The organism is Mesorhizobium sp. M0140, from assembly GCF_040322475.1.
Taxonomy (GTDB): Bacteria; Pseudomonadota; Alphaproteobacteria; order Rhizobiales; family Rhizobiaceae; genus Mesorhizobium.
Genome location: NZ_JAMYTM010000025.1, coordinates 47,829 through 69,343, shown reverse-complemented (window position 1 = coordinate 69,343; position 21,515 = coordinate 47,829). Strand labels below are relative to the sequence as shown.

Below are 21,515 nucleotides of genomic sequence, written 5' to 3'. Positions count from 1 at the left end.
TTCAGTCAGGCAACGCCGCCACCGCGACAATCGATGTCGGCTTGCGCAAGCGCTGCAATCCCGATCACCTCGGAGGGCGGCGGGTTGTTATAGCTGCAGTGCTTCGCGCAATGCTCGGCAAAGAACTCGTCCCGTACGTCGAGACGAAAATTGGGTGAACTTAGAACGCCGCCATCGGGAAATGGCCCCTTGATGAAGAAGGTCAGCCGGATGAGATAGTCGAGCGCGCTGCCGAGTTCTTCCAGATCTGATTTGATGTTCGCCAAAATTGCGCGCCACTGTGCCGCCGCATCGCCAGGGAAGCCCCTCCTCTCTTTCCGGCAGGATCGTAATTTTCGGCGGTTGCCGTATTGCCGCAGAGGTAGACAAATCCCTTTGCTCCGGTGACGACCGTGCCTTTTCCCCACGGCATCAACCTGCCGTTTTTGAATTTCCTATGGGTTACGAGTTCCATGCTCCGTCCAGAGCTCTTGATCGTCAGCCTATCAAATCATCTATTCTGATCGGCAGATCGCGAATGCGCTTGCCGGTGGCATGATAGACGGCACTCGCCACGGCAGCAGCCGTTCCGACATTGCCGAGTTCGCCCAAGCCCTTGACGCCGGCAGGATTGACCTGGTGGTCGATTTCGGGGACCAGGATAACGTCGACCTGTTTGATGTCGGCGTTGACCGGCACGAGATAGTCCTGCAGGTCGCGATTCACGTAGCGCGCGTGTCGCTGATCAATTTCCGTGGCCTCGTGCAACGCTTGGCCAATGCCCCAGATCATGCCACCTATCAGCTGGCTGCGCGCGGTGCGCGTGTTCATGATGCGCCCGGCAGCGAAGGCTCCGACCATGCGCGGCACCCGGATTTCGCGTGTATAGCTGTTGATGCGCACTTCGACGAACTCGGCGCCAAACGCATATTTGACCGAATCTTCGTCGTTCTCTCCACCATGAAACTCCGATTGTCCGGCATAGAGTTTCCTCAGGGCTTCAGGCGAAGAACCCTTCGGCGCAAACTCGGCATATTCTTCGATGGCGCCGACTTGCATGGCCTTGAAGACATCGGCCAGCTTGGCGGACTTGCCGGTCTCGGTGACGACCTCTTCGTCCTTCAAATCCAGCTTCGCATTGGCCGAACCTGCCAGCGGAGCCCCCTTGCCCGCAGCGGCGGCAAACAGTTTTTCGCGTATCGCGTCGCAGGCTTTCATGACCGCGGAGCAGACGCTGGCGGTCGAGATCGATCCGCCCGACACGGGAGCCGGCGGCAAGGCACTGTCGCCCATCTCCACGCTGATCTTGTCCATGCCGACCCCCAGCCTTTCGGCCGCCATTTGGCCGGCGATGGTGCGAACGCCGGTGCCAATTTCATGGGAGCCGCACTGGACCCGAACCTCGCCATCCGCGGTGAGACGAACCCGGGCCGCGCAAGGTGCGGCGGCAGTCGGATAGATTGCCGTCGCACAGCCCATTCCGACCAGCCAATCGCCGTCGCGCATCGAGCCGACCCTGGGATCGCGCTTCGACCAGCCAAAGGCCTCGGACGCCTGGTCGTAGCACTTGATGAGTGAGCGGCTGGAAAATGGCTTGCCTCCGATCGGCTCCTTCTCCGGTTCATTGATGCGACGAAACTCGACAGGATCCATACCGAGGGCCACGGCCATTTCGTCCATGGCGTTTTCCAGCGCGTAGACATAAGGCGTCTCCGGCGGCGATCGCATGTAGCCAGGCGTGTTGCGGTCGGCATGAACCAGCGAAACATGCGTCAGAACGGAGCCGTAATCGTACATGCGCGCGGTGGCGGACGTGCCGCCGACGACATAAGGGTCCGGGCGTGACGTCACCTCCCAGGCCTCATGTCCGAACGCCGTGATGCGGCCGTCCTTGCCGGCGCCCATGCGGATCCGATGCCGCGTTTCGGCGCGATAGGTCTGCGTACCGAAGGCTTGCATGCGATTGACGACGCAGCGAACCGGCCGGCCGATGCGCCGCGCCGCGACGGCAACGATAGCAGTGCGTGCCGTCATCGGCCCCTTGGAGCCGAAGGCGCCGCCGATATAGGGACTGACGATCCGCACATTGGCCGGATCGAGCTTCAGTTGGCGTGCCAGTTCCACCTTCCAGCCCGTAACGTTTTGACTGGGTTCGTGTATCGTCAACTGGTCGCCCTGCCATATGGCGGTGGTCGAAAACAGCTCGATCGGATTATGATGCTGGGTCGGCGTCGAATATTTTTCGTCGATCTTCACCGTCGCATCCGCCCAAGCGGCGTCGAAGTCACCGGCCTTCGCATCCTCCTTGAACATCGGGCTTTTGCCGGCAGCCGGTTCCATCTTCACGCCCTTGGAATCAAAGCTGGCGCTGGGCCGTTCGTCCTCATAGTCGGCGCGGACCAACATCGCTGCCTCCTCCGCCGCCTCGAAGGTTTCAGCGACCACCAGAGCGATGATCTGACCATCGTGAAAAACCGTCTTGTCGTGCAAGGGCCCAATCGAACTTGCACCGGTGTTGCCGAATTTCGGCATGTCGGTCTTGTCCAGATCGCCATAGGTGACGATGTCCAGCACACCGGGTACGGCATTGGCGTCTTTCGTGTGAAGTTCGGAAACCTTGCCCCGGGCAATGCTGCTGGTGGCAAGGGCACCGTAGGCGACGTTGGCCGTAACGATGTCGGCGGGATAGCCGGCTTGTCCGGTAACTTTTAGCCGGGCGTCAATGCGAACAACGGGATCGCCCTGGTTTTCCCTTGGAGCGGGTGCAGCTTGGTTCATGGCTCAGCCCTTCATATCCCGGGTTTCGAGCAGCGCCCGCACCAGCGTGCGCTTGCCGAGCGGTATCTTGAATGCGTTATGCTCGCGCGGTCTGGCATCGGCGAAAGCAGCCTCGGCGGCCTCCTGCGCCGTGGCTTCGTCAAGCACTTTGCCCTGTAGCACGTCCTCTGCTTCGCGCGCACGCCACGGCACCGTCGCCACTCCGCCAAGCGCAATGCGCGCGCTCCTTACCGTCTCGCCATCCATGTCGAGCGCGACAGCCGCGGACGCCAGCGCAAACGCGTAGGATTCGCGATCGCGTATCTTCAGATAGCGCGACCGGCTGCTCCACTGTGCCAGCGGCACTTCGATGGCGGTAATGAGCTCGTCGGCGGCCAGATCCGTCTCGATGTCGGGCGTTTCGCCCGGCCGTTTATGCAGCTTGGCAAAAGTGAGCGTGCGCCTTCCCCGCGGACCTTCGACATCGACGGTGGCGTCCAGCGCAACCAGCGCCTGCGCGAAATCGCCGTGATACGTGGCAATACAGGCATCGCTCGTACCCAGCACGGCATGCTGGCGATTGGACCCTTCCATCGCAGCGCAGCCGGAGCCCGGTTCGCGCTTGTTGCACGGCCAAGATATCTCTCGAAAATACTCGCAGCGCGTACGTTGCAGCACATTGCCGCCCAGGCTCGCCATGTTGCGAAGCTGACCGCTGGCAGCGAATTTCAAGCTGTCGGCGAGGACCGGGCAACGGCGCCTGACATCATTGTTGTCGGCTGCTTCACCCATACGGACCAGCGCACCAAACCGGATCTTATCATCGTCTATCCTGATCTGCCGCAAGGCCGGCTCGGCAAGAGTGTTGAGGTCGAGCAGTCGCTCCGGCCGCGCGACACCGAGCTTCATGTAGTCGGCCAGATTGGTGCCGCCGACGATGAACTGCGTGTCGGCGCCGGTTGGCGGAACATGCACGGCATCGGGACGGGACGCCATGGCGATTGCCGTGGAGACGCTGGTTGGTCTTTCATATACGAACGGGCGCATCCTAAGCCCTCCTGGTCTCGTCGCGTGCCTGAACGATCGCCGCAACGATGTTGGGATAGGCCGCGCAGCGACATAGATTGCCGCTCATATATTCGCGAATATCATCTTCCGATCCAGCATGGCCTTCGTTGATGCAACCGATGGCGGACATGATCTGACCCGGTGTGCAATAGCCGCATTGAAAGGCATCGTGGTCGACGAAGGCCTGCTGGACCGGATGCAGGTCCCCGTCCGCCGAAGCCAGGCCTTCCACCGTTGTGATCTCCCGGCCCTGGTTCATGACGGCAAAGCTCAAGCACGACAGTACCCGCTTTCCGTCGATCAGCACCGTGCAGGCACCACACTGACCGTGATCGCAACCTTTCTTGGTGCCGGTCAGGCCGACATGGTCGCGCAGCGCGTCAAGCAGGCTGGTTCGATTGTCGAGCGCGAGGTTGTAGGTCTGCTTGTTGATACGCATCGAAACCGCCGACAAATCGCGCGGTTCGGCCGGTTTTGCGGACGCGGGCTGGGCAGCTCTCGTTGGGGAATTCACAAGCGGCATCACCGCCGCCGCCGAAACAGAGGCCGTCATGAACATGCGTCTGCTCAAGCCGCTGGAAATTTTGGCATCGGACATGGCTGGCTCCGGGCTGGCTGGGTCTCAAGCGGCCCAAACCACTCGCGGAGGGCAAAGTTCCCTCCTCACGAGCCTGTGATCCTTTTTCTGCTGGCCGGATCGATGCAATCGGAACCTCCCCGGTCAAGCGATGGTTGTGTGCCAAGAGCCGGAAGGAGGCGATCATGAGCGATGGTCGGCATGGCAAGGACGGCGACAATGGACCTGTATTCTCTGCGGAGCAGGCGAGACAAGGCGAGATCATCCTGCGAACGCGCACCCGTCGGGTCATCTTCATAGCCGGCTTGGTCGGTGTCGTGATCCTGGCCCTCGTCGTGAGGTTGGCAATCGGCTGAACCAATTCCCCTCGCCTGCTGCTGCGCTCTCCCCGGCCCGAAAAGCGTTAGCCTGCGCGCGGCGGTGTTTGGCCATGCCGGGCGATGGCATTGGCTACGCGAACTTCTGTTGGAACCAGCGCGTCAAATCGACGTTCAGCCCTTATTCAATAGGAGCAGGCCATGCCACGAGGCGACAAATCGAAATACACTGACAAGCAGGAGCGTAAGGCCGACCACATTGCCGAAGGCTACGAGAAGCGCGGGGTTTCGGACAAGGAAGCAGAGCGGCGTGCATGGGCTACCGTCAACAAGGACGATGGCGGTGGCAAGAAGGAAGGCGGTTCGGGCCGCGGCAAACACACGGGCCATCTCGCGGCGCACAAAGGCGGTAAAAGCGGCGGCAAGGCATCGGCATCACGGTCTGCCGCAAGCCGATCCGAATCGGCAAAGAAAGCTGCAGCGACCCGCAAGCGCAATGCGGAACACCGCGCCCATTGATCTTGGCGACGGCCTTGGGCCGAACGATGGAAGCACAGGGATGAAATCTCAGCTCGTCAATGAGATCGGCGGACAACGGACATTCGTCGTGGTGCTCGACCCAGGCGAAGAAGCGTTCGCGGCACTGACCGCCTTCGCGGTCGACCAGGAGATCGGCAGTGCGTCCTTGACCGCCATAGGGGCTTTCGAAAAAGCCACCGTGGGCTGGTTTGATCCGACCGCGAAGACCTACCGCAAAATCCCCATCGGCGAACAGTGCGAGGTTCTGAGCGCGATCGGCGATGTTGCACTGGGTGATGATGACAAGCCCAGCCTGCACGTCCATGCGGTGCTTGGATTGAGCGACGGCACCACCCGGGGTGGACATCTGCTTGACGGCATCGTTCGACCAACGCTCGAAATCACCCTGGTGGAAGCGCCCGGTCATCTGCGCCGCAGCAAGCGTCCGGACCTCGGTGTCGCGCTGATCGATCTGGCCGACTGATCTACAGCCCTCTGTCTCGTTCTCACGCTTTTTTGCTCCGCTCAGCAGGCGCTGTGTCCGGCGCAGCTTCCCACCCGAACACGCTGCGCCCGCCAAGCAGATGCGATTGGTCGAATTCTCCCGCGACAATTTCCTTCAGGCTGGGGCCGGTCACGTATCGCTCGACTTGCCGCGACTGATCGTCGAGCCGCCTCAAGGCGCCGATTTCTTCATCGCGACCGAGCTTTGCCTTCTGCACGGCCGACTTCAGAACCCCGATCGTCTCGTCATAGACCTTCAGCGGTACCGGAAATGGATGCCTGTCCTTGCCGCCATGCGCCAGCGAGAAGCGGCCGGGATCGGAAAAACGGCAAGGAGCGCCATGCACCACCTCGGCAACGAGGGCCAGCGCGCGCACTGTGCGTGCGCCGACGCCGGGGACCAGAAGGAGCTCGGCGAAATCGGTGGGACCGCGGTCCGCGGCGGCTGCGATATTGCCGTGTAGGCGATGCATGACGACATCGCTTTCGCGAACGTCATGGTGGGCCGGCATGACCAAATGCGGCAGCAGCGGTTGTTCCGGTTCCTGCCGGCGCGTCGGCTCCGCGCCTCGCTCCAATGCCGCCAGCTCGCCCAGGATGCGATCCGGTCCGAGATTCTGCAAAAGGTCAAGTTGCCCTTGGCGGGACGCCTCGGCACGCCGGTCGGTCAGGTTGACGATCTCGCCTTGATTGGCCCCTTCGATAGCGGCATGCGGCTGGTCGACAAAACTCTTCAGGCCCTCGGAGAGCCAATGGTAGCGGCGCGCCACCTTGCTGTCGCCGTTCATGCCTTGCTGCACCACAACCCAGTGACCGTCATCGGCGACGATAAAGCCATGCAGATAGAGATCGAAACCGTCCTGGACGGCGGCGCTGTCGACCTTGGCGACCAGCCGGCTGGCGGTTGCCAGGCCCGCTCCGTCGAAGCCGACGCGTTGGCCGATGGCTTCCAGCTCATGCGGGGTTTTGCGCGAATGCGCGCCGCGGCCACCGCAGACATGAATGCCGAGCTCGCCGGAAAGCGGCGTGAGGCCACGCTTCAAAGCGCCCACGACGCTGGTCGTGATTCCTGACGAGTGCCAATCCATGCCCATGACAGCACCAAAGGACTGGAACCAGAATGGATGCGCCAGCCGCCGCAGCAACTCGTCTCGACCATAGTGATGAATGATCGCCTCGCACATCACAGCGCCAAGACGCGTCATGCGGTCGCCGAGCCATTTTGGCACGCGCCCGCCATGGAGTGGAAGATCAGCACTTCCCGATCGTTGCGTCACGTCCTGCTACCTGTTCTGGTGTCCGTCATTCTCTTAACAGATAGGCAGCCCAACCGCGCAAGGAAGCATGGACACTTCCCACCCGGGCCGGGTTAGCGGACGTCAAGTCCAGTTCGAGAGAACCGTTTCCATCTCAACCGTCTCGACCTGTTGCGCGAAACGTTGGTGGTAAACGGTCAGCAGTGCATCATGGGTTGCGTCGGAAGAACTGCACAGCGCGTCCGTGACGAGAACCACGCGATAGCCGAAATCGATGGCCCCGAGCACCGTAGCCAGAACGCAAACATCCGTTTCGCCGCCGGTGATGACCAGCGTATCGATGCCGCGCTCCACCAGGAGCGCTCTGAGACGCCCTTCGAACCAGGGCGAGTAGATGTGCTTGTCGACGATCGCCGCTGGCGGGCAGTAGCCGGCTAAAGACGGCAACAATTCGGTCATTTCGGGCCCGATCGTCTCGATCGTCAGGGAAGCCCAGCGCTGATAATAGCGCTTCCATGTGCCGACCCCTTGCCCCGGCTTCCCGGCGGGCAGGAAGCGTGTAAAGACCGTCTGTGGCGCGCGTCTTTCGACCAGCCTCTCGATCTGCGGGAGAACCCGGGTGATCCAGGGTGTTGCCCATTCAGACGGCTCTGCAAATAGCCGCTGCATATCCACGCAGATATGCATGCATCGATCGCCGAGAGGACCGTATGCCAGCCCCGGCATCGACATCAGCGCTTCTCCGACCGGCGATGCATTTTCCCTGTTTCCTCCCGTTGTCGGCAAAGACACGCAACGCCGCGCGCAAGCACTGGTTCCTGAGATAGCCACAGGAACCGACGTAAATGGCTGGCGTTTCCGCTGAGATGAATGGAGGTGCTCGCATGAGACCGCGCGAGAGGCGTTGGAGCGGCAAGTCAGCCGGGGCGCCAAAATGGAACTGAGCGGAGGATGTCTCTGCGGCACGATCCGCTTCCGCGTTGGAAGCGAACCGAGAGTGCATTACTGCCATTGTGATATGTGCCGGCGGGCGACCGGCAGTGCGTTCGCGGTTCTGGCCTGGGTGCCTTCCCAAAGCGTGACCTGGACCAATGCGATGCCGACCTATCGCAGGTCTTCGCCGATTGCCCGGAGGGGCTTCTGCTCCGCCTGCGGGTCACCGCTCAGCCTTGCCTATGACGCATCGCCCGGAGAGGTCGCGCTGCATATCGGAACGTTCGACGATCCGGCTCGCCTGGAACCGCGCTACAATTATGGATCGAGGCAGCGACTTGGCTGGGTTTGCTGCGGAATAGACCTGCCGCACCACGATACCGAGGAGCGATGGTGAAACCAGGTCTGAAGGACAAGCCAGATGAGCATGTTTTACCGGGCGGCCAAGATTGCCGAAGAGGTCCACGCAGCACAGCGCGACAAGACCGGGCGACCGTATATCGAGCACTGCCGCCGTATCGTTGACGCGGTCGAAACCAAGGACCAGAAGGTCGTCGCCTATCTCCATGACGTCCTCGAAAAGGGCGAAGGCTGGGACCGGACCAAGTTGGAAGAGGCCGGTTTTGGCCCGACGATCGCTTCGGCCGTCGACGCCATGTCGCGCAGGTCCGGTGAGGATTACTTCGCGTTTGTGCGACGAGCGGCATCGAATCCATTGGCGCTGCCGGTGAAGCGCGCGGATCTGGCGGACAATATCTGGCAGGCACGACAGGTCGGGGCATCGACTGTCAAATATGAGGAGGCACTATGCATCCTTGATGACGAGTTTCCGCGCCGTCAGCACCAGCCTTGAATTCAGATCGCCCCGCTGCGAACGGGCAATCTACTCCGGGACGTGGGGCGTGTGCCGTCTGTCCTCCGCGGGCTCGGCATCGATGCGCGCCTTTTCCGGATCGAATGCACCATGACGTGCAATGGGCCGCGCCGCGGTTTCAGGCGTCTCGTATGCCCACATGACATCGTCAGCCGAGCTGCCCACCGCATGGACGCGCCAGTAGCTCGCGGTGCCTTTCAAAGGGGAGCGGCTGGTGGTGTTCGTCTTTTCGAAAAGGTCGAAATAGATGTCTTCGAAAGGGATGTAGAACACGGGCTCATGTCCTTCTTCCTGAAGCACTTTCGCCCGTTCCGTGGCAGCGACTATGGCGTCGGAAAATCGTACCGTCACCGTGCCGGCAAACGGTTCTATGGCCAGTTGGCCAGCATGGTGTGTTGAGATTGCGCCTGAAGCTTGCATTCAAATTCTCCCTGGCTGCCGATTGATTGCGAGACCGCATTTCGGTTCGTCATGCATGGAGACGAAATGCACGGCGATGCGTCAGGTTCCGGTCTGTACTATGAGGTCGAATGACGACCCCACTTCAGCGCTTGCCATGGCTATCGAGAAACGCAGCCAACAATCGCGAAACCTGATCAGAAGCCTCACGCGTCGGGAAGTGTCCGATGCCATCCAGCACCACCCGCCTGTAGAACGCGGTGAAATGCTTTTCGAGCCCCTCTGAGGACTGGGCAAACACAACGCGGTCGTCGCCACCATGAAGCGTCAGGATTGGCACCGTGATGATCTTGACCGCTGCTTGCCGGCGGGCGAGTTCGGCATAGCGTGGATCGGGCTCGGCCTCTTCCCATCTGACCCGATAGGAATGCAACGTCACATCCGCCCAGTCAGGATTTTCGAACGAGCTCGCGACACCATCGAAAATAGCGTCGTCGAACCAGCCTAATGGGCCCCAGCTATCCCACTGGTATCTGGCGAATTTCTTGCCATTGTTTCGTACGAACTCAGCGCCCCGGGCCGTCGCCATGAACCATTGATACCAAAATGCTTTCGCTTGTCCGGGCGCCGGCGTTGCTGGTTTGCCTGGTTGCCAGCCGAGCGACAGCGCAGCACAGCACTTGATGCGGTCCGGGAAAACCGACGCGAGCAGATAGGATATCCGGGCGCCCCAATCGTGTCCGACAACCGCAAAGCGGCTGAGGCCAAGCGCATCGGCAAAATCCAAGGCGAAAACGTCCGAAAGCCAGCTTCATGAAGGGCTGGCGAAATGCGAGCGTATGTCGTCGCGTCGTCGGGCCAGCCATGCAGCAGGATAACCGGGGCGCCGTCTCGCGGTCCACCATCGAGATAGGCGACGCGCAGCAGAGGTGTGTCGCAATGTGAGACCGAGTTCATTTGCCCTGAGGCACAGTGGCTGGCTGATCACCACCAGTCGTGGACTCTGGTCTGGCGGCCTGGTCAATCTGTGGGTTCTTGTTGATGGTGCCGGTGTTGGCTTTCATCGGCTCGATATTGTTGTCGCAGGCGCCGAGCGCAAGGACGGCGGCCAGGACCAGGAGTAAAAAGAACCTCTTCATCGAAACCTCCTCTGGTTGCTGTCCGGCAAACGAGGTTCCACCAATTTGGTTGCCTGATCGTACTCTCAAGACGCCATGGATTTGACGATCAACGCTTTGAGCTATTGGAATCGGCTGCAACTGTCGGATCAGGCAAAACCGGGCCACGTTCAGTCTCCGAACCCTCAGCCTCGATCTCCTGCACGGCCTGGTCCCAGTGCTCCTGCTCGCGGCCAGCCGGCCGGCCCTCTTGCTCCCAGATTTCATGGGCTCGCCGTTTGATCTTTTCTTCCCTGCTGTCCATGGCTAGATCCTCCAATTCGTCAGTCTCAATTCCGGGCCATATTTTTTGTTCCTCCCCATATTTTTCCTCCTCTGTCGGGAACAGCGCTGCCGGAGTCGCGATTTCGGGGAAGGCGCTTGTGGATTGCGTGGGATGAGCCGCTTGGTAATTTTCGTACCGATATTTTTTCGTGACACACCGATGCCCGCAGCTTTATGAATCTGGCTATCGGCCAGCGCCGAGCACGTCCCTCTCCGATCCCATTGCCCGGCGCTCAACGCCTGATCGCCCGTCGCATCGACATGACGGGCTATTGCTTCGAGAGGAGGTGACGCCCATGCGGGAATTGCCGAAAGACATCGACGCCGATGTGGTCATCGAAATCAGCAAGCTGCTGGACGACAGCCCGCTTTTCGTCCCGGTGCGGGTTCATGAACTTGCGGCCAAGGTGAGGCAGAGGGTGAAGACCGGCCTGCCGGATTTTTCGATCGAAGAACTGATCGTGGAGATGGCCTCCGTACGTCAACTGGCCATGGCCTTTGATCTGCCTGGATCGGAGAACGTCGTGCAAATCCCGGTGCGGTATCGCCGCTAGCACTGCGGCATCACACGCTCCATCCGGAGGTCAGAACAAGCGACGCCTCAAACATCTGCGCACCGATCTCATCGCGTACTTTGACGGTTACCTTGACGAAATCGCAGTCGGGCATTTCGTCTTGGGCAACATCCTGCAAAATACGAATTGCTTCCGCTCTGGCTTGTTCCCGGGATTCGAACAGCTGCCCGTCATCGTCGGGTACCGCGCCGTCACCGTTTTGAAGATCGAAATAGTACCGCTTCATTTTCGGGCCACGCTGGAAACATCGGGCGGGTCAGTGATTTCGCTTCATTGGGGTTCCTGCCCGCTCGGCGGCCGTGCTGGTGAAGACGTGGTCGTTCAACGCACCGCAGCGCGAAGCGCCGATAGGAAAAGCACAAGCAACGCCAAGGCATTGAGGCCGGCGGCGATGGCATGTGAATACTCCCATTGGCGCCGCAGCAGCTCCCAGTTTTCAGGCAGGACAGTCCAGTTCCGGGTCGCCTGATTGATTGGGTAGGTCAGCGTCCAGAAGGCAAATTGCGTGGCGCCGATGCTGAGAAAGGCGACGACAACCAAGCCGAAAGATGCACTCGCTCGGTAGAGCAGGATCGCCAGGGCGGCCGTAGAGAGCAATGCTCCCAGCACCACGATTCCGAACAGGCTCCATCCATCATAGGCGCGCTGCGCAGCCAGATAGTTTGGCCCGTCAAGCTTCATCTTGTTGAATATCGCGAAGAAATGCGCGGCGGCCGGAACGAAAGCCAGTGCCACGAAAATGAAGCTGACCACCCTCAGACTATAAATTGCCATATCCGGCCTCCTCTCAGGAGAGAGCTAGGGCAATCGGCAAGGTTGAAAAGGTCATTATAACGACGGCTTCCGCCCGCGATCATGTGGTCTCGAGTGAGGTCGTTTTTTTAGACCTCACTCAACTATCTCGGAACATTTTTTTTGGGTTCTGGTTCTACGCACTGAAGGGACGAACCTTACCCAGGGAGATTTCCCCATGAAACATGTTCTCATTACCAGCATGCTGGCGATCGGGCTCGGCTGTGGAACGGCAATGGCTCAGACACAACAGCTCGAAAGCCAATCTGGCGCAGACGCCAATTGCGCTTCCGGGCAGGCTGACTGCCAGGGCGGTTCCAAGATGGGCGAGCAGGCCCAGGGCAAAGCCAAGCTGAAGACCGACGAGCAGGCGCAGGGCAAGGCCGGCACCTCCACCGACCAACAGGCTCAGGACAAGACCAAGCTGAAGACCGACGAGCAGGCGCAGGGCAAAGCCGGCACCACCGACCAGCAGGCTCAGGACAAGACCAAGCTGAAGACCGACGAGCAGGCGCAGGGCAAGGCCGGCACCACCACCGACCAGCAGGCTCAGGACAAGACCAAGATGCAGACCGACGAGCAGGCTCAGGGCAAGGCTGGCACCACCACCGACCAGCAGGCTCGGGAGAAGACCAAGATGCAGACCGACGAGCAGGCTCAGGGCAAGGCCTCGACACAGGATACGACGTCGACCGGTTCCATCAACAACGTGACGGTGGAGCAGAAAACCCAGGTCACTCAGATCATCCGGGAGACGAAGGTCGAGCCTGTGTCCAATATCGATTTTGACATCACCGTCGGCGTCGAAGTCCCACGGCAGAAGGTCAGGCTGCATCGTTTGCCGGCTCGCATCGTCAAGATCGTTCCCGCTTACGAAAGTTACGAGTATTTCGTGCTTGCGGACGGCCGGATCGTCATCGTTGATCCGGATACGTTCAAGATCGTCCTGATTTTGACCTAACATCTCCAACGAGTGGTCCGCCCTCTAGAGGGCGGACCGTCATTGCTGGACTGCTATGGATTCAAAGCAACCCAGAAGGACCGCAAGCGGCAGGTGATACATTCTGCCACCCGCATCGCGGACTCGGCTAGAGACGCCCGAGCACGACTAAGATAATGACTACAAGCAGCAGCAGACCGAGACCGCCGCCGCCATAGTAACCGGTGCCGTAGAAAGGCCCGCCGCCAAGACCACTAAAACCGCCAAGCAATGCAATGACCAGAATAATGATAAGAATCGTGCCGAGACCCATGACTTGCTCTCCTGTTTGCGGCTTCGCGCCGTATAGACGGAGCGGCGATCGCCGGCTGATGAGAATATGAACTCGCTACAAGCCTTCCTGTTCCCGACTGAGACCTCATCGACGCTGCTAAGGTAGTGTTTAGGCGAACAAAGGTCACCCCGAGACGCCCGAGTAGTCCCGCTCTTTCAGCAATCCAGCGAGATGGGCGGCGTTTGAGGCTGCCATTTCGATCGCACCCGAGACTTTTTCCGGAGTTGCCGGCAGGTCGACGTAGTTGACCTCCTGCATGGCCTCGCCAACCCAATAGACCCCGCCATTGGCCGGGATGGTGAAGCCAACATCGTTCAGTGACTGAAAGCATTCCGCGTGGCAGTGATGCGCACCGTCCTCATTGCCGACGATGGCTACCAAGGCCGCCTTTCCTGCTGCCGGCATGCGCCCTCTGTCATCGGTCTCATCGAGAAACGCATCCATCCGCTCCAGGACGCGCTTGGCCACACTCGAGGGCTGGCCAAGCCAGATCGGGAGCCCGAGCACGAAAATGTCGGCCGCCAGTATTTTCTTCCTGAGTTTCGGCCAATCGTCGCCCTCGCCCATGTCGGAGAGCACGCCGGGCTTGATATCGTGGCTGAGCGCACGCACGATCTCGCCCTTCACCTCGTATTGCATCAGCGCCGCCAGGACATCGGCGAGCAACCGATCGGTGGAGGATTTTTCTCTGTCGTTCGAAGCTTTGAGCGAGCAATTGAGTGCGAAGGCCGTAAGCGGCATCTGGATCTCCCTGCATTGTCCTAATTGCAAATCGCCGCGACGACTTCGCGACAGCCCATTCGCCCGTTGCGGGACCGCTCGACATTTTAACGTCAGGATTAAATGCTTGTTCCGCCAGGCGGACCAACAGGCCGGTGGCGAGAGTGGCCCCCTCCTCCCGCCGGGTGACGGTCCAGCCGGCTGAGCGAGCAGGCTGGGTTCTTTGAGCACTGGCCACTGCTGGAGAACGGGCGGCGGTGAGCAGCGACGCCGGCGGAACCGGTCGGGCAACCTATTCGTTCGCTCATCGTTTTCTCCTGAGTTCCCGAGAATGGATAGACGATGCTCGTCCGGACCCTCGAAGCAGGCAATATGCGGCTGGCGGTATCCATGGCCGGCGATCCGGGCCGACCGGCCTTGATCCTTCTGCACGGCTGGCCCCATTCCCGGAAAATCTATGAGGGTGTGATCGATGAACTCGGCGCACGATACTTTACGCTGGCTTTCGATCTTCCGGAGATCGGTGAATCGCGTGGCACGCCGCCGTCGGCGGAAAAGAAGGTTCTTGCCGATATCGTGATTTCAGCCGCCGAGACGCTTGGGGCCAAATCCATCGTCGTTGCAGGCTTTGATGTGGGCGGCATGATTGCCTTCGCCGCTGCTCGCCATCATGGCGATCGCATCGTTGGTGCGGTGCCGATGAATACGGTTATCCCCGGCCTTCATCCCTGGACGAAGATAGTGGCAAACCCGGACATCTGGCATTTTGCGTTCCATGCGGTGCCCGAACTGCCGGAGTTGCTGGTGACAGGCCACCAGCGCGCCTACTTCGATTTCTTCTTCGATCTGCTCGCCGGCCGTCCCTATGCATTGACCAGTGAAATGCGGGAGACTTTTGCGGAGGCCTATTCGAGGCCGGAGGCACTTAAGGCCGGCTTTGATTGGTATCGCGCGTTCAAGGAGGACGCCAAGGTCAATGCAGTACCGGCGCGCATCGAAGTTCCGATCCTCTATATCCGCGGCGGCGCGGATTTCGGATCGATCGACGACTACCTCGAAGGTTTGAGGCTGTCTGGAGCAAAGGACCTGCAAGGTCGCGTGATCGTCAACTGCGGCGAATTCCTGCCGATCGAGGCACCGGCAGAATTCGTCAAGGCGCTGGTGGAATTTGCACCGAGATAGGTGAAGCGATCCGCGTTTATGCAGGTGCCTACTGACTCGCGGAAGTTACGCGCCAGACCGTGTTTCCGACATCGTCGGCGATCAGCAACGCGCCCGATTTGTCGACGGCAACGCCGACGGGCCGCCCGTGTGCCTTGTTGTCCTTATCGAGGAAACCGGTGACGACATCCTGCGGCTTGCCATCTGGATGACCGTCCTTGAACGGCACGAACACGACCTTGTAACCGTTGAAGGTCTTGCGGTTCCAGCTGCCATGCTCGCCAACAAAGGCGCCATTGCGATACGGGTCCGGCAGGTTGGTTCCAGTGTAGAACGCTAAGCCCAGCGGTGCGACGTGGGAACTCAAGGCATAGTCGGGAGGGATCGCCTTGGCGACAAGGTCCGGCCGCTGCGGCATCACGCGCGGGTCGACATGCTGACCATAGTAGCTGTACGGCCAACCATAGAACGCGCCGTCCTTGACCGAGGTCATATAGTCGGGAACCAGGTTAGGCCCGAGCTCGTCGCGCTCGTTGATCACAGCCCACAGCGCGCCGCTCTGCGGTTCCCAGCTCAGCCCGTTGGGATTGCGCAGGCCGCTCGCGAAAATACGATATCGGCCAGTGGCCCTGTCGACTTCCCATATCGCGGCCCGGTCCTTTTCTGCCTGGATGCCGTTCTCGGTGATGTTGCTGTTGGATCCGATGCCGACATAAAGCAGAGACCCGTCGGGGCTGACCACGAGAGACTTTGTCCAGTGATGATCGATGGGCCCGCCGGGCAACGGCGTCAGCACTGTGCCCGGGGCGGTGATCTTGGTGTCGCCCGACATGTAGGGGTAACGCACGATGGCGTCGGTGTTGGCGACGTAGAGATCGTTGCCGACCAGGGCCACGCCAAAGGGCGAATTGAGATGATCGAGGAAGACCTCCTGGACATCGGGCACACCATCGCCGTTGGTATCGCGCAGCAGGGTGATACGGTTGCTTCCTTCGGTGCCGCCGCCTGACGTCGCCATGGACTCGATCCAGCCCATGACCAGGTCTTTCGGCCGCTTGATCGCCGCACCGGGCGGCGCCACGGACTCGACCACCAGAACGTCACCATTCGGCAATTTGTAAAGCGAGCGCGGATGCTTTAAGCCCTTGGCGAAGGCCTGGATTTGCAAACCCTTGGCGACCGTCGGCCTTTCCTCCTGTTTCCAACCGATGACGGACGCGACATGCATCGGCGGCACCAGATACTGGATCGGTTCAGGCAGCGTCGGGTTCGCTCCGACCTGATCGGTGGGATCCGGTTCGCTATCGCTGCATGCGGGCAGCGCCAAAATCGATCCACACAGCAGACCGAGGCTCGCGATACGCCTGATATGCCTGGCCGAGACATTCATTCGACCACCTCCACCTGAGTGCGGCCGGAACTCCATCCCAGCAGGCCCACCAAGAGAACAACGATCACGGCGACGGCGGACAGGATGAGCCCCGTCGGCACGACCGAGGTCCAGGCATCCCGGCTGTGCACCAGTGCGTTGAAGAGCGATACGACGAGCACGACGAGGCTGCCGAGGAGATATGGCCATACACGCCCGGCTTCACCGGAAAGCCGGCCGGTAAACAAATCGACCAGTGCTGCAAGAACCGCGAGCACGCCCACAACCAGGCCGGCAAGCAGCAGCCAGGCGGAAAAATCGGCCCACATCATTTCAGTGCTTCGCCAATAGGCAACGTCGGTCAGCAATGTGCCGACGAAACATGCATTTGCGACTGCCATCGGCGTTTTATGGAACGGACGCCTGGCGGCCACCAACACGGATCGGGCACGGGCCATGGGCATTCTCCACCTTTGAAGCTGTACCTGTCCTCCAAACCAACTTGTGGTTGGGAGGTTCCCGGAACCGTTTGCGTTCAAGAACTCGTGATGGCGCTGGCGATGCCTCAGAACGGCTCGGCGCGCGATGCTCATGCGGAGTTGGCGCGCAATGTCCGCAAGGTGATCGAGTATCGATGCAGGTCAACTGGCGGAATGCTATGCTCCCATTCCGTGCGCGATGGTCCGGTCATGAGATACGCCGACCTTGGTTCGACGACGATGGTGCGGCGATCCCACTTGCTGCCATTCTTCCGCCGGAGCCGGAAGCTGCAAGGCGCCAGCAACGAAACACCCGCAACGTCTTCGAAATGAGGCTTGTCTCGATGCCAGCCAATGCCGGCGCCGGGCCGGTATTCATTGATCAACACTTGCGCGAAGGCCTCGGCGGGCCTGCCTGCCAACGCCGCGATCTTGTCGCGTAGGGCCAACAGGAAGTCAGGGATCGGCGGCGCCTCGACGACTTGGCGCCTGTCGTAGTCGTAGCGCAGGCCAAAACCGACGACGCGCCGGTTTGCCAGATGGCCATGGAAATCGAACGCCTCGAAAGGCAGGCCTTCGAGATGCCGGGCGAGTTCGGTTTCTTCTTGCGCCGTGATCAGTTCGGGCTGGTAAAGGAAACCTTCCGGCAGGTCGTCGGCGGCACCAAAGAGATCGTGCTGGAGCCCGGATGAGCCGGAGCCGAGTGTTTTCGATGTGGGTGTCGCCATCCCAGCTAGATGGTGAAGGCCAGCCCGCCTGGCAATATCGGAACCTGGCCAGCAAATCTGCACCCCACCCAGCGACATCACCGCATCTGACAACGCCTGCCAATCCGGAGTTTATCGGGTGCTGTATTCAACTCAGGATTCGCGAGCATGCCTTGAATGCAACCGAGGGAGGTTGCGTGCATGTACGTACGGTTCTTACCAAACCGTGAGCCTTCGTTGCCAGTTGCTTGTCAGCAACTAGATTGGCACCGCGGCATCCCCAAAAAATGCCGCGGTGGCCGGCGCGGGCTTAGGCAACGGTGTCTCACCGGCATCATCGCGTCGGCCACTCGAAAATGTCTTCCTGGCGGTTCAGTGGTGGAGAAGCCTCTGTTGGCCCCGGCGCTCAAGCGAGAGGCCGCTCCTGCCTCGCGGCATGCTTCGAGCCCAAATCTCCGATCAGTCGGCGGTACTGGGTTTCAGGTGGACCGTAAGAGCCTCGCGCCAACTTCACGAGACCGTCTCGATCGCGGATCGTGATCTCTCCGCGGCGCGCTCGGATATAACCATAACTCTCGATCATCTGCAGACCCACGGTAACCCCCGGACGCCTGACACCAAGCATGATGGACAGAAATTCATGGGTTATCATAAGTCTGTCGCCGACAGTGCGGTCGCTGCACATCAAAAGCCATCTCGCCAGCCGGACTTCCAGGCTCTGCCGTGCGTTGATCGATGCCGTGTAGCTTGTCTGAACGTGGAAATATTGGACATAGCGCAACAGGAACGACCGCAACGTAGGGCTGTTCTCCAGGGCTTCGACGAATGGGGCAGCCTCCATCCGGAGGGCCTCGCATGTCGACTGGACGTAACAATCAAAGTTTGCCTGGTCGTCCCCCATGACCAGGGCCGATCCGGTCATTCCTTCGAACCCGATGATTCCGACTTCAGCTTCGGTCGCCCCCGAAGTCCTGGCCACCACCGAGGCCAGTCCGCTTTCCAGAAAATAGACGGCCTCGATCTTCTGCCCCGCAGTCTCCATCGGCGCGCGCAACTCCAGGAAAACGCTCGCGAGATGTGGCCTCAGCCGCGCGAAATCGTCCGCACTCATGCGGCGAAGCAATTCGCTCTTGGCTTGCAGGATCTGGTAATCCACGAGACTCTTTTCCCTTGGGCAAGAGCACTGGGATCTCTTAGCCGGTTGCGCCCGTCGAACGAGCGGACGGTAATGAACCATAGACTTCGTCTCGCGCAGCACTAGACGGGCCGGCGTGTTGGTATGAAACCAACAGTTACTGCTGAAGACTCGAAGGCCTTGTTGGCTGACCATCTTTCGCCAGCAAACGAGCCTCCCGCAGGATAGAGGCGCGATCGAACCCGAGGAGCGATATGATTTCACGTATCTGCTGTTCAATGGCGCCTGTATCCCGCGCCAGCGCGGTTATCGCGTCCAGTGGCAGACCGGGGTGCTCGGGCTCCTCGCCATGCAAGGCCATGCCTCGTGATGGGCAAGAGCGATGGTCACTCCCAAGCGTCAGCGCCCAACTGTGCTGCTGACGATTTTCCTTTGTACGCTTCCGTACGGAGCTTTGCGAGTCAATTCGGGCCGAGGCTGATTTTGAGGGTTCTTGCATCCTTGTGTCGTCCGTCCGTCGCCCCCGAAATTGTTCGGAACGATTGCTCGGCTGAGAGGTTCAGATATTCCACCCAACAGGAGTCTCGAACGATGGATCACACCAACCACGTACGCCTCACAAGCACCGAACTGACGCCCGACCTTCTCGAAGACGCCACGATTTACGACGCGGACGACAACAAGGTCGGCAGCGTTTCGCATGTCCACGGCTCTGGAGCCGCCAGTCAGGTCGTCATCGATGTCGGCGGCTTCCTCGGCATAGGCGCCAAGCCAGTGGCCGTTCCCGCGAGCCAGTTGGAATTCATGCGCGATGAAGACGGCGACGTTCACGCGGTGACGAACTGGACCAAGGATCAGCTCAAGAGCATGCCCGAGCATCACGATGCATGATTTCCACGACTTCACCTTGAATGAGAGCGGCCGTTCGGCCGCTCTCTGAACGTCCCTTGGGCGCGACAGGAGGACAGACGATGCGGCGCGAGACCGGAGCCTGCTTCTGCGGACGGATCGCGGCAGCCATGGATGGAGAGCCTTTCTGGATATGCTACGATCACGACGACGATTGCCGCCGGGCGATCGGAAGTCCGCTGACGATCTGGGTCGGTTACCGGCCGAAGCAATTTCAGCTTCTTAGGGGAACTCCGAAGGCCTTTTCCAAAACGCCAGGCGTCACTCGCACGTTCTGCCCAGACTGTGGAAGCTCGATAGGCTATAGCGACGAAGGCCTGCGGGACGAGTTCTATGTGACGATCGGCTTCCTCGACAAACCTGAAGGTTTTCGGCCGCAAGCCCATGCCTATTGGGACCTGAGGCTACCGGGCATCGAGTTTGATGACAGCCTGCCACGCATCGACCGATATTCGAGGAAGCGCGACCCGACGTTCGGCAACCCGCGCGACCGGTAGTCGCGGTGCGAGCCGCGAGGACATCGGCGGAACCTGACTATTGCTAGCGGGTTATTCGGGCAGACCCGTCGGGTGCCACTATGCCATCGACCGTGATCCAAAACACACAATACGATCCCGCCACCAAGATCCTCTCGGTCTGGTTTGTGCCGAGCGGCAGACGTTACGATTATGAGGGTGTTGCGCCGGCAACTTATGCCGCTTTCACCAAAGCCTCCTCAAAAGGCCGCTTCTTCAATGAATTCATCCGAGATCGCCATCGGTACCGCCGCGTGGCGTAACAAGTTCGGACATGAGCAGGCGATGCACGGAACCTGACCGGCATCGTCTCGTTGACGTCTCGTCGAAGCAAACCAGGCAACGACAGTTCATCTGGATATGGTCGGGCGTTGGCACCGGCAAAGATCGATCGGAACAGGGCTTCAAGGGAGTTCAAGAGCCATGACGGCCAAGAAGCAGAAGACCGAAAGCAAGGACAAGAAGGCGCTGCGCTTGGCAGAGACCACCGACGTCTCACCCAAGCAGGCCAAGGAGCTCATGCGAAAGCATGGCAAGGACAGCCCCAAGGTCGAGAAAGAAGCCAGAAACTTCAAGGCGGAAGGATAGGATCCGCATTGACGCCCGACCTGTATGACCCTGCAAGCGATCGGCCGCCAGGCAATTCGGTATTAAGGGGGTGCCCCGGCCTTTTCGGCCGCGAGCGCAAAGGGGAAGCGCAGCACCAGGTTGCGGTTCTCGTCAAAAATCTCGAAGGCCAATCCGGTACGCAGCGGCTTGCCATGCAGCAGCTCTTCGGCGAGGATTTCCTTCGCCGACGCCATCGCGTTTTCCTCGGCGCTCGCGAGATCAGGAAATTCCTGGCCCTCCGGATCCTCCTGCAAGCTTCCGCTCTCATCTCGAAGGTCGAAAAAGTATCTGGACATGCCGACTGAACTCCTGCTCATCGCGATGGTGGCCTCGGAAGCGCCAGCCTCAGATTTCAGTGCCTGATATACCCGGATTGTCGAAGAGCACGGCGAGGCCATGCTCTATGGCGCAGGCCGCAATCAGATCATCGAAGGCCTTTCCCGAAAGCGGGCAACTTGGCATCACCTCTCGGATTGCGGTTCCGGCGTTGGCTGTAGAGATCACATCGTGGCGCTTCTTGCGTGTCTCGACATATTGCTCGACCAGGATTTTCAGGCGCCTCACCGCAACGTCGTCCGTAAACATGGATTCCTCAGCCAAAGCCTGAAGTAAGGCTGTCGGCCTGATCATCGTGCCGACGGTCTC

The 21,515-nt window shown here is 60.2% G+C and carries 32 protein-coding genes; 12 read left to right on the top strand and 20 right to left on the bottom strand.

The window, feature by feature from the left end; translation table 11 throughout:
* Positions 1–5: 5 nt before the first annotated feature.
* The 4 genes from NKJ37_RS23255 to NKJ37_RS23240 form a co-directional block, all read right to left on the bottom strand.
* Complete coding sequence (locus tag NKJ37_RS23255; protein WP_352721431.1) at positions 6–266, bottom strand: hypothetical protein; 261 nt, start codon at positions 264–266, stop codon at positions 6–8.
* A 211-nt stretch (positions 267–477) separates the two neighbouring features.
* Positions 478–2,757 (bottom strand): xanthine dehydrogenase family protein molybdopterin-binding subunit, encoded by a 2,280-nt coding sequence (locus NKJ37_RS23250; protein ID WP_023811963.1) that lies wholly within the window; start codon positions 2,755–2,757, stop codon positions 478–480.
* Between the two features lie 3 nt (positions 2,758–2,760).
* Entirely contained in the window at positions 2,761–3,783 is a 1,023-nt protein-coding gene (locus NKJ37_RS23245) for an FAD binding domain-containing protein (RefSeq protein ID WP_023811964.1), read from the bottom strand.
* 1 nt (position 3,784) lies between these two features.
* A complete protein-coding gene (locus tag NKJ37_RS23240) occupies positions 3,785–4,357 on the bottom strand; it encodes a (2Fe-2S)-binding protein (protein WP_245273254.1) in 573 nt (190 codons plus the stop codon).
* A gap of 209 nt (positions 4,358–4,566) precedes the next feature.
* Between NKJ37_RS23240 and NKJ37_RS23235 the strand changes: the two genes are divergently transcribed.
* From NKJ37_RS23235 to NKJ37_RS23225, 3 genes are all read left to right on the top strand, one after another.
* Positions 4,567–4,737: a hypothetical protein gene (locus tag NKJ37_RS23235; protein WP_023811966.1), complete on the top strand. Its 171-nt coding sequence runs from the start codon at positions 4,567–4,569 to the stop codon at positions 4,735–4,737.
* 162 nt (positions 4,738–4,899) lie between these two features.
* Positions 4,900–5,217 carry a hypothetical protein gene (locus NKJ37_RS23230; protein ID WP_023811967.1) on the top strand — a complete coding sequence of 106 codons (318 nt, stop codon included), beginning with the start codon at positions 4,900–4,902 and terminating at the stop codon, positions 5,215–5,217.
* A gap of 40 nt (positions 5,218–5,257) precedes the next feature.
* A complete protein-coding gene (locus tag NKJ37_RS23225) occupies positions 5,258–5,701 on the top strand; it encodes a PPC domain-containing DNA-binding protein (protein ID WP_023811968.1) in 444 nt (147 codons plus the stop codon).
* A gap of 22 nt (positions 5,702–5,723) precedes the next feature.
* Here NKJ37_RS23225 and NKJ37_RS23220 read toward each other — a convergent pair whose 3' ends face one another.
* Together NKJ37_RS23220 and NKJ37_RS23215 are read right to left on the bottom strand one after the other, a co-directional pair.
* The gene (locus tag NKJ37_RS23220) at positions 5,724–6,998 is read right to left on the bottom strand and encodes a DUF763 domain-containing protein (RefSeq protein WP_023811969.1); all 1,275 of its coding nucleotides are present in this window, start codon (positions 6,996–6,998) and stop codon (positions 5,724–5,726) included.
* A gap of 102 nt (positions 6,999–7,100) precedes the next feature.
* Complete coding sequence (locus NKJ37_RS23215; RefSeq protein ID WP_023811970.1) at positions 7,101–7,709, bottom strand: cysteine hydrolase family protein; 609 nt, start codon at positions 7,707–7,709, stop codon at positions 7,101–7,103.
* A 202-nt stretch (positions 7,710–7,911) separates the two neighbouring features.
* Here NKJ37_RS23215 and NKJ37_RS23210 point away from each other — a divergent pair, with 202 nt between their 5' ends.
* Positions 7,912–8,307, top strand: a complete 396-nt coding sequence (locus NKJ37_RS23210; RefSeq protein WP_023811971.1) for a GFA family protein — start codon at positions 7,912–7,914, stop codon at positions 8,305–8,307.
* Between the two features lie 24 nt (positions 8,308–8,331).
* Positions 8,332–8,763, top strand: coding sequence for an HD domain-containing protein (locus tag NKJ37_RS23205; protein ID WP_023811972.1), 432 nt, complete (start codon positions 8,332–8,334; stop codon positions 8,761–8,763).
* A gap of 30 nt (positions 8,764–8,793) precedes the next feature.
* On the opposite strand, the gene NKJ37_RS23200 is transcribed toward NKJ37_RS23205, so the two are convergent.
* The 4 genes from NKJ37_RS23200 to NKJ37_RS23185 form a co-directional block, all read right to left on the bottom strand.
* On the bottom strand, positions 8,794–9,204 hold the full coding sequence (locus NKJ37_RS23200; RefSeq protein ID WP_023811973.1) for a DUF427 domain-containing protein: 411 nt from the start codon (positions 9,202–9,204) through the stop codon (positions 8,794–8,796).
* Positions 9,205–9,328: 124 nt separating this feature from the next.
* Positions 9,329–9,970, bottom strand: a complete 642-nt coding sequence (locus tag NKJ37_RS23195) for an alpha/beta fold hydrolase (protein ID WP_352775167.1) — start codon at positions 9,968–9,970, stop codon at positions 9,329–9,331.
* Positions 9,971–10,136: 166 nt separating this feature from the next.
* On the bottom strand, positions 10,137–10,322 hold the full coding sequence (locus tag NKJ37_RS23190; RefSeq protein ID WP_023811976.1) for a hypothetical protein: 186 nt from the start codon (positions 10,320–10,322) through the stop codon (positions 10,137–10,139).
* An 88-nt stretch (positions 10,323–10,410) separates the two neighbouring features.
* Positions 10,411–10,605 (bottom strand): DUF2934 domain-containing protein, encoded by a 195-nt coding sequence (locus NKJ37_RS23185; RefSeq protein WP_023811977.1) that lies wholly within the window; start codon positions 10,603–10,605, stop codon positions 10,411–10,413.
* A 316-nt stretch (positions 10,606–10,921) separates the two neighbouring features.
* Between NKJ37_RS23185 and NKJ37_RS23180 the strand changes: the two genes are divergently transcribed.
* Positions 10,922–11,179 (top strand): hypothetical protein, encoded by a 258-nt coding sequence (locus tag NKJ37_RS23180; RefSeq protein ID WP_023811978.1) that lies wholly within the window; start codon positions 10,922–10,924, stop codon positions 11,177–11,179.
* Positions 11,180–11,189: 10 nt separating this feature from the next.
* Here the strand turns inward: NKJ37_RS23180 and NKJ37_RS23175 are convergent, their stop codons facing one another.
* On the bottom strand, positions 11,190–11,426 hold the full coding sequence (locus NKJ37_RS23175) for a DUF6894 family protein (protein WP_023811979.1): 237 nt from the start codon (positions 11,424–11,426) through the stop codon (positions 11,190–11,192).
* A gap of 95 nt (positions 11,427–11,521) precedes the next feature.
* Positions 11,522–11,935, bottom strand: coding sequence for a hypothetical protein (locus NKJ37_RS23170; RefSeq protein ID WP_245273244.1), 414 nt, complete (start codon positions 11,933–11,935; stop codon positions 11,522–11,524).
* 235 nt (positions 11,936–12,170) lie between these two features.
* On the opposite strand from NKJ37_RS23170, the gene NKJ37_RS23165 reads away from it, so the two are divergent.
* A complete protein-coding gene (locus tag NKJ37_RS23165) occupies positions 12,171–12,953 on the top strand; it encodes a DUF1236 domain-containing protein (RefSeq protein WP_352751019.1) in 783 nt (260 codons plus the stop codon).
* Positions 12,954–13,080: 127 nt separating this feature from the next.
* Here NKJ37_RS23165 and NKJ37_RS23160 read toward each other — a convergent pair whose 3' ends face one another.
* Positions 13,081–13,245: a DUF3309 family protein gene (locus NKJ37_RS23160; RefSeq protein WP_023811982.1), complete on the bottom strand. Its 165-nt coding sequence runs from the start codon at positions 13,243–13,245 to the stop codon at positions 13,081–13,083.
* A gap of 144 nt (positions 13,246–13,389) precedes the next feature.
* Positions 13,390–14,007 (bottom strand): flavodoxin family protein, encoded by a 618-nt coding sequence (locus NKJ37_RS23155; protein ID WP_352751022.1) that lies wholly within the window; start codon positions 14,005–14,007, stop codon positions 13,390–13,392.
* A gap of 321 nt (positions 14,008–14,328) precedes the next feature.
* Here NKJ37_RS23155 and NKJ37_RS23150 point away from each other — a divergent pair, with 321 nt between their 5' ends.
* The gene (locus tag NKJ37_RS23150; protein ID WP_352775163.1) at positions 14,329–15,168 is read left to right on the top strand and encodes an alpha/beta fold hydrolase; all 840 of its coding nucleotides are present in this window, start codon (positions 14,329–14,331) and stop codon (positions 15,166–15,168) included.
* Positions 15,169–15,196: 28 nt separating this feature from the next.
* Here the strand turns inward: NKJ37_RS23150 and NKJ37_RS23145 are convergent, their stop codons facing one another.
* From NKJ37_RS23145 to NKJ37_RS23130, 4 genes are all read right to left on the bottom strand, one after another.
* Positions 15,197–16,537, bottom strand: coding sequence for a PQQ-dependent sugar dehydrogenase (locus NKJ37_RS23145; protein WP_352775160.1), 1,341 nt, complete (start codon positions 16,535–16,537; stop codon positions 15,197–15,199).
* Entirely contained in the window at positions 16,534–16,974 is a 441-nt protein-coding gene (locus tag NKJ37_RS23140; protein ID WP_352775158.1) for a DUF2231 domain-containing protein, read from the bottom strand. Before NKJ37_RS23140 ends, NKJ37_RS23145 begins: the two co-directional genes overlap by 4 nt.
* 131 nt (positions 16,975–17,105) lie before the next feature.
* Positions 17,106–17,723 carry an alpha-ketoglutarate-dependent dioxygenase AlkB gene (locus tag NKJ37_RS23135; RefSeq protein WP_352775155.1) on the bottom strand — a complete coding sequence of 206 codons (618 nt, stop codon included), beginning with the start codon at positions 17,721–17,723 and terminating at the stop codon, positions 17,106–17,108.
* Positions 17,724–18,108: 385 nt separating this feature from the next.
* Positions 18,109–18,858, bottom strand: a complete 750-nt coding sequence (locus NKJ37_RS23130; RefSeq protein WP_352775153.1) for a Crp/Fnr family transcriptional regulator — start codon at positions 18,856–18,858, stop codon at positions 18,109–18,111.
* Positions 18,859–19,428: 570 nt separating this feature from the next.
* Here NKJ37_RS23130 and NKJ37_RS23125 point away from each other — a divergent pair.
* From NKJ37_RS23125 to NKJ37_RS23110, 4 genes are all read left to right on the top strand, one after another.
* Entirely contained in the window at positions 19,429–19,728 is a 300-nt protein-coding gene (locus tag NKJ37_RS23125) for a PRC-barrel domain-containing protein (protein ID WP_128304469.1), read from the top strand.
* A gap of 80 nt (positions 19,729–19,808) precedes the next feature.
* On the top strand, positions 19,809–20,243 hold the full coding sequence (locus NKJ37_RS23120; RefSeq protein WP_352775150.1) for a GFA family protein: 435 nt from the start codon (positions 19,809–19,811) through the stop codon (positions 20,241–20,243).
* An 80-nt stretch (positions 20,244–20,323) separates the two neighbouring features.
* Complete coding sequence (locus NKJ37_RS23115) at positions 20,324–20,524, top strand: KTSC domain-containing protein (protein WP_023811991.1); 201 nt, start codon at positions 20,324–20,326, stop codon at positions 20,522–20,524.
* A gap of 160 nt (positions 20,525–20,684) precedes the next feature.
* The gene (locus NKJ37_RS23110) at positions 20,685–20,849 is read left to right on the top strand and encodes a hypothetical protein (RefSeq protein WP_023811992.1); all 165 of its coding nucleotides are present in this window, start codon (positions 20,685–20,687) and stop codon (positions 20,847–20,849) included.
* A gap of 62 nt (positions 20,850–20,911) precedes the next feature.
* Here the strand turns inward: NKJ37_RS23110 and NKJ37_RS23105 are convergent, their stop codons facing one another.
* Both NKJ37_RS23105 and NKJ37_RS23100 read right to left on the bottom strand, forming a co-directional pair.
* On the bottom strand, positions 20,912–21,166 hold the full coding sequence (locus NKJ37_RS23105; RefSeq protein ID WP_023811993.1) for a DUF6894 family protein: 255 nt from the start codon (positions 21,164–21,166) through the stop codon (positions 20,912–20,914).
* Between the two features lie 49 nt (positions 21,167–21,215).
* A complete protein-coding gene (locus tag NKJ37_RS23100) occupies positions 21,216–21,455 on the bottom strand; it encodes a hypothetical protein (RefSeq protein ID WP_031213489.1) in 240 nt (79 codons plus the stop codon).
* Positions 21,456–21,515 lie beyond the last annotated feature (60 nt).

Excerpts from the sequence above, each read along its gene's own strand:
- NKJ37_RS23145 (WP_352775160.1), bottom strand. The coding sequence starts at position 16,537 with ATGAATGTCTCGGCCAGGCATATCAGGCGTATCGCGAGCCTCGGTCTG.
- NKJ37_RS23120 (WP_352775150.1), top strand. The coding sequence starts at position 19,809 with ATGCGGCGCGAGACCGGAGCCTGCTTCTGCGGACGGATCGCGGCAGCC.
- NKJ37_RS23225 (WP_023811968.1), top strand. The coding sequence starts at position 5,258 with ATGAAATCTCAGCTCGTCAATGAGATCGGCGGACAACGGACATTCGTC.
- NKJ37_RS23150 (WP_352775163.1), top strand. The coding sequence starts at position 14,329 with ATGCTCGTCCGGACCCTCGAAGCAGGCAATATGCGGCTGGCGGTATCC.
- NKJ37_RS23200 (WP_023811973.1), bottom strand. The coding sequence starts at position 9,204 with ATGCAAGCTTCAGGCGCAATCTCAACACACCATGCTGGCCAACTGGCC.
- NKJ37_RS23105 (WP_023811993.1), bottom strand. The coding sequence starts at position 21,166 with ATGTCCAGATACTTTTTCGACCTTCGAGATGAGAGCGGAAGCTTGCAG.
- NKJ37_RS23125 (WP_128304469.1), top strand. The coding sequence starts at position 19,429 with ATGGATCACACCAACCACGTACGCCTCACAAGCACCGAACTGACGCCC.
- NKJ37_RS23115 (WP_023811991.1), top strand. The coding sequence starts at position 20,324 with ATGCCATCGACCGTGATCCAAAACACACAATACGATCCCGCCACCAAG.
- NKJ37_RS23110 (WP_023811992.1), top strand. The coding sequence starts at position 20,685 with ATGACGGCCAAGAAGCAGAAGACCGAAAGCAAGGACAAGAAGGCGCTG.
- NKJ37_RS23205 (WP_023811972.1), top strand. The coding sequence starts at position 8,332 with ATGAGCATGTTTTACCGGGCGGCCAAGATTGCCGAAGAGGTCCACGCA.
- NKJ37_RS23175 (WP_023811979.1), bottom strand. The coding sequence starts at position 11,426 with ATGAAGCGGTACTATTTCGATCTTCAAAACGGTGACGGCGCGGTACCC.
- NKJ37_RS23160 (WP_023811982.1), bottom strand. The coding sequence starts at position 13,245 with ATGGGTCTCGGCACGATTCTTATCATTATTCTGGTCATTGCATTGCTT.
- NKJ37_RS23185 (WP_023811977.1), bottom strand. The coding sequence starts at position 10,605 with ATGGACAGCAGGGAAGAAAAGATCAAACGGCGAGCCCATGAAATCTGG.
- NKJ37_RS23180 (WP_023811978.1), top strand. The coding sequence starts at position 10,922 with ATGCGGGAATTGCCGAAAGACATCGACGCCGATGTGGTCATCGAAATC.
- NKJ37_RS23250 (WP_023811963.1), bottom strand. The coding sequence starts at position 2,757 with ATGAACCAAGCTGCACCCGCTCCAAGGGAAAACCAGGGCGATCCCGTT.
- NKJ37_RS23245 (WP_023811964.1), bottom strand. The coding sequence starts at position 3,783 with ATGCGCCCGTTCGTATATGAAAGACCAACCAGCGTCTCCACGGCAATC.
- NKJ37_RS23240 (WP_245273254.1), bottom strand. The coding sequence starts at position 4,357 with ATGACGGCCTCTGTTTCGGCGGCGGCGGTGATGCCGCTTGTGAATTCC.
- NKJ37_RS23215 (WP_023811970.1), bottom strand. The coding sequence starts at position 7,709 with ATGTCGATGCCGGGGCTGGCATACGGTCCTCTCGGCGATCGATGCATG.
- NKJ37_RS23165 (WP_352751019.1), top strand. The coding sequence starts at position 12,171 with ATGAAACATGTTCTCATTACCAGCATGCTGGCGATCGGGCTCGGCTGT.
- NKJ37_RS23140 (WP_352775158.1), bottom strand. The coding sequence starts at position 16,974 with ATGGCCCGTGCCCGATCCGTGTTGGTGGCCGCCAGGCGTCCGTTCCAT.
- NKJ37_RS23155 (WP_352751022.1), bottom strand. The coding sequence starts at position 14,007 with ATGCCGCTTACGGCCTTCGCACTCAATTGCTCGCTCAAAGCTTCGAAC.
- NKJ37_RS23190 (WP_023811976.1), bottom strand. The coding sequence starts at position 10,322 with ATGAAGAGGTTCTTTTTACTCCTGGTCCTGGCCGCCGTCCTTGCGCTC.
- NKJ37_RS23235 (WP_023811966.1), top strand. The coding sequence starts at position 4,567 with ATGAGCGATGGTCGGCATGGCAAGGACGGCGACAATGGACCTGTATTC.
- NKJ37_RS23135 (WP_352775155.1), bottom strand. The coding sequence starts at position 17,723 with ATGGCGACACCCACATCGAAAACACTCGGCTCCGGCTCATCCGGGCTC.
- NKJ37_RS23230 (WP_023811967.1), top strand. The coding sequence starts at position 4,900 with ATGCCACGAGGCGACAAATCGAAATACACTGACAAGCAGGAGCGTAAG.
- NKJ37_RS23210 (WP_023811971.1), top strand. The coding sequence starts at position 7,912 with ATGGAACTGAGCGGAGGATGTCTCTGCGGCACGATCCGCTTCCGCGTT.
- NKJ37_RS23100 (WP_031213489.1), bottom strand. The coding sequence starts at position 21,455 with ATGTTTACGGACGACGTTGCGGTGAGGCGCCTGAAAATCCTGGTCGAG.